Genomic DNA, 3,411 nt, shown 5'->3' with positions numbered 1-3,411 from the left:
GGGCGTGCGGCACGGATCCGGGCGCGCAACATCCTGGCCCGGGCGCGCAAGCAAAGCGCCGTGGAGGAGGAGGGCCACCAGCTGGAGGAGGAGGCCCGGTCGGTCATGGCCGCGATCCGGGGCAGCCCGCCGCCCTCCATTGGCATCCACGCCAAGTCCTCCATCCAGGTGCTCCTCCTGGCCGGTGCCCCGCAGCCGCTTACCGTGCGGCTGCGGCGGCTCTTGTCCGTGCGGCCCCTGGACCTGGCCGCGGCCCATGACCGACTGGCGAAGCTCCCAGCGGAGGCATGGCTGCGCAAGGGCTGGCCCCGCCGGCTGGAGCGCCCCCACAAGCTGCGGGTGCTGGAGCTGGCCAAGGAGCTGCAAGGGGAGCTGATCACCCCATGAAGCACGTGCCGCGCCAGATAAAGAAGCGCATTCAGTGTGCCGCCAAGCGCCCACGCGGCCGAAGGAATGTCGATCCCCACTGGACCAATTGGGAGGTCCTGGCAGCGTTCGGGGAGGACGAGCACGGCGGATCCTACCTGGACGCCGTCAAGCGCTTCTGCTGCATGCCTCACGAAGAGGATGTCTGGCTGGACAACCTGGTGCGGCAAGCCCGCCAGGCCCACGACCGCGCCGGGCAGAGCCGTGCCGGACGGGAAGCCGCCTGGGAGGTGCTATGCCAAGCCGGCATGGTCCTCTTGCACGACCTGATGAATGAGCTGCAGGTGCAGGTTGAAAGAAAGCGGAAACCCCGTGCGGCATTCTATTGGCCGGCGATGGCCGTGACCGTGATCATCAATACGAACTGGCGAGTCAGCATCGTGCCGGACTAGGCGCTGCCAGCCACCTGGATCGCATGGCCGGCAGCCCCATGTGTAAGACCCCATCACTTTCTCGCACTTATTGCGCACCCCCTGTCCGATTTCAGCCCGTTCGCCGCCCCATTAGTGGGAAAGACCCACATGGCGGAGGCTGCTCGTGTATCCCATCCCTGCCCCAATAACCCTGCCGGACCAGACCGGCGCCATGCCGTCGTCCCCAGTCCTGCTCCATGAACTGTATCCCGCCAGGAATGGAGGACATGCATGATGGCCGCCAAGGTTCGGCGCCAGCCTTTTGTGCCCCCGTCGATCCCTGAACGTGCCGGTAGCCGGCCAGATGTGGCATTGCTCACCGCTCTGGTGGAGGACATCCACCGCCAGCTGGGCCACGACGCCGCCCGCCCGCCGACTCTCCTCACCGAGATCGAGGCCGCCGAGGTGATCCAACAGAAACCGCGCACCCTGCGCGCTTGGCGCTACGCCCGCAGCAAGCGCTTGCCCTTCAGCAAGATCGGCGCGGCAGTCTTCTACCGCGCTGGAGACCTCGCCGCCTTCATCCTCCACAGCCAAGGAGTCACCCCATGACCACGGCCACGACCGCCGCGGCGGTCCTGCTCGGCCTCGCCGCCTGCTGGATCTGTCACCGCGTCATCGTGGCGCGACGCCTGCGCGAGCATCGCGCCGCCTGGCGTGCCCACCTGTCCCGCGGGCTGATGGACGCATCCGCCGCCACTGCCCAGACCTCCGAAGCCGCGGCGGCCGCCCTCAAGCTGGTGGCAGAAGCCATCCAAGGGACGGGCGAGCTGGGCTACCTGGAGTCCAACGTGCTGGCCGAGCGCGTGGCGGAGGGCGCCGGCCTGGACGCGCGGAACGCCCTGGCGCCCAGCATTGCCCGGGTGGGCGTCATGCTCCACCAGATCGCCGCCGCCCGCGAGCTCCTGCACGTCATGGAGCCCAGCCGCCAGCGCGAGACCACGCTACGGCAGGACGCCATCCAGCACCTCGACCACGCCTCCCAGGCCTACCTGGGCAGGCCCCTGACCAGGTAACACCTCACAAGCCAAGAGGAGACCCCATGGCACGCGCCAAGAAGACCACCGAGGACAAGGTGGCCCCGCTGAACCCCGAGACGGCCACCGCGCAGGAACCCAAGGCGAAGGGCAAGAGCGAGCCCTCCAGCGCTGACTGCACGGACTACGATCGGCTGGTGCAGGAGGTGCATAAGCTGGATGACCTCACCAGCCGTCCCGGCTGGAGTTGGCACTTCGGCCGCATGCTGCACAAGGCCGAGGAGGCGCGCACCCAGCTGGTGTACGCCGAGAAGACGCGCGACCTGATCCGGTTGCAGGCCACCGTCGTCTTGGCGGAGGACCATCTCAAGGATCTGCAGCAGCCGGTGGACGACCTGAATGACCTGCGCGGCCGCTGGCCCCTCTTCGTCCACGTGATGCCTTGGCGGGGCGACTTCGACGCGCGGACCGGCCGCGTGACCCTGGTCTGGACCGGCCAGGGCGAAGCCCCGCAGAGCCCCCAGCCGACCCTGTGCGTGGCCGCGGCAAAGACGCGGACCGAAACGCCGGCGGGATCCACCGCGGGAACGGGTGAGCCGCTGGGGGAAGAAGAGGAAAACGAGGACCTGGACCTGCTCGGGGCTGGACCCGAGGACGACGACCCCTTCGGGAACGCCTGACATGACCGGCCGCGTCCTCATCGACCACCTGCGCGCCATGCACGGCTACACGGTCCTGGAGGCCGAGCGTGCCGTCCGCGACGTGCTGGACGTCCTGCGCCACCAACTGGACGAGCTGGACGCGGACGAGTCCCTGTCGCTGCCCAACCTGGGGCGCTACACCTGCCGGGTGAAGGTCTGGCCGGATGGCAGCAACGGACTGGTCATCGACTGGAAGCCTTGCGCGCTGCTCGCCCAGGGCAAGCGCGCGTGCACCCTCCCCGCCATCGACGCCCGGGTCATCCTGGCCCGGGGCAGAGGGCGCCCCAAACAAGACTGGAGACCCTTGTGAACCTGCAACCACGGCACGCCCGTGCCTGTCCATGCCCTGGGACCAAGGCCAGCCCATCGGGTCCGACCTGCGCGGAGGCCCTGGCCGCCATCATGGATGCCCTGAACGTCCCGCGCGCCACGCCGCTGGACGAGCTGCCGCACCTGGTGGCCTTGCGCTGCAGGAGCGTCTCGAAGACCGAGCTGGACCGTCTGGTGCGGGGCGCGCTCAAGTGCGCCATCGACGCCCACGGCCCCGTGGACACCAAGCACCTGACCAGCGCCGCCAAGCGCATCACCGGATCCATCCACGCCTTCCTGCGCGCCCAGCACCAAGGACTGGACCATGCCTGATCGCCCACGCCACCCCACAACCTGAAGGAGCCACCGCATGATTGAACCCATCACGCCTGAGCTGGCGCGCGCCGCCGGCGCCGCCTGGCTCTCGCGCGTGGCCGGCGCCCGCGCCGAAGCCATCGATCCCCGGGATGTCGCCATCGCGGATACCATCGTCCTCGATGATGACGAGCCCGGCATCCATATCGTCACGGGCGGCACGGGCTGGGCCCTGGTCGCCGGCGACCGCCAGGCCCGGCCCATCCTGGG

Annotated in this window: 8 protein-coding genes; all 8 read left to right on the top strand. The window is 69.2% G+C overall.

The window, feature by feature from the left end; translation table 11 throughout:
• Positions 1–387, top strand: a 387-nt coding sequence (locus Q8O14_00330; protein MDP2359188.1) for a hypothetical protein, incomplete at its 5' end; no start/stop codon positions are given.
• Positions 384–818, top strand: coding sequence for a hypothetical protein (locus Q8O14_00325; GenBank protein MDP2359187.1), 435 nt, complete (start codon positions 384–386; stop codon positions 816–818). The genes Q8O14_00330 and Q8O14_00325, both read left to right, overlap by 4 nt.
• 252 nt (positions 819–1,070) lie before the next feature.
• Positions 1,071–1,391: a helix-turn-helix domain-containing protein gene (locus Q8O14_00320; protein MDP2359186.1), complete on the top strand. Its 321-nt coding sequence runs from the start codon at positions 1,071–1,073 to the stop codon at positions 1,389–1,391.
• The gene (locus tag Q8O14_00315; protein ID MDP2359185.1) at positions 1,388–1,855 is read left to right on the top strand and encodes a hypothetical protein; all 468 of its coding nucleotides are present in this window, start codon (positions 1,388–1,390) and stop codon (positions 1,853–1,855) included. The genes Q8O14_00320 and Q8O14_00315 overlap by 4 nt, the downstream gene beginning before the upstream one ends.
• A gap of 26 nt (positions 1,856–1,881) precedes the next feature.
• Entirely contained in the window at positions 1,882–2,496 is a 615-nt protein-coding gene (locus tag Q8O14_00310) for a hypothetical protein (GenBank protein MDP2359184.1), read from the top strand.
• Position 2,497: 1 nt separating this feature from the next.
• On the top strand, positions 2,498–2,827 hold the full coding sequence (locus Q8O14_00305; GenBank protein MDP2359183.1) for a hypothetical protein: 330 nt from the start codon (positions 2,498–2,500) through the stop codon (positions 2,825–2,827).
• A gap of 92 nt (positions 2,828–2,919) precedes the next feature.
• On the top strand, positions 2,920–3,159 hold the full coding sequence (locus Q8O14_00300; protein ID MDP2359182.1) for a hypothetical protein: 240 nt from the start codon (positions 2,920–2,922) through the stop codon (positions 3,157–3,159).
• A gap of 37 nt (positions 3,160–3,196) precedes the next feature.
• On the top strand, positions 3,197–3,411 hold a 215-nt coding region (locus Q8O14_00295; protein ID MDP2359181.1), incomplete at its 3' end, for a hypothetical protein.

The organism is bacterium (assembly GCA_030685015.1).
GTDB lineage: Bacteria > CAIWAD01 > CAIWAD01 > CAIWAD01 > CAIWAD01 > CAIWAD01.
Note: the sequence above shows the minus strand (reverse complement) of the source record. Positions and strands in the feature narration are given on the sequence as shown.

Excerpts from the sequence above, each read along its gene's own strand:
- Q8O14_00325 (MDP2359187.1), top strand. The coding sequence starts at position 384 with ATGAAGCACGTGCCGCGCCAGATAAAGAAGCGCATTCAGTGTGCCGCC.
- Q8O14_00320 (MDP2359186.1), top strand. The coding sequence starts at position 1,071 with ATGATGGCCGCCAAGGTTCGGCGCCAGCCTTTTGTGCCCCCGTCGATC.
- Q8O14_00315 (MDP2359185.1), top strand. The coding sequence starts at position 1,388 with ATGACCACGGCCACGACCGCCGCGGCGGTCCTGCTCGGCCTCGCCGCC.
- Q8O14_00310 (MDP2359184.1), top strand. The coding sequence starts at position 1,882 with ATGGCACGCGCCAAGAAGACCACCGAGGACAAGGTGGCCCCGCTGAAC.
- Q8O14_00305 (MDP2359183.1), top strand. The coding sequence starts at position 2,498 with ATGACCGGCCGCGTCCTCATCGACCACCTGCGCGCCATGCACGGCTAC.
- Q8O14_00300 (MDP2359182.1), top strand. The coding sequence starts at position 2,920 with ATGGATGCCCTGAACGTCCCGCGCGCCACGCCGCTGGACGAGCTGCCG.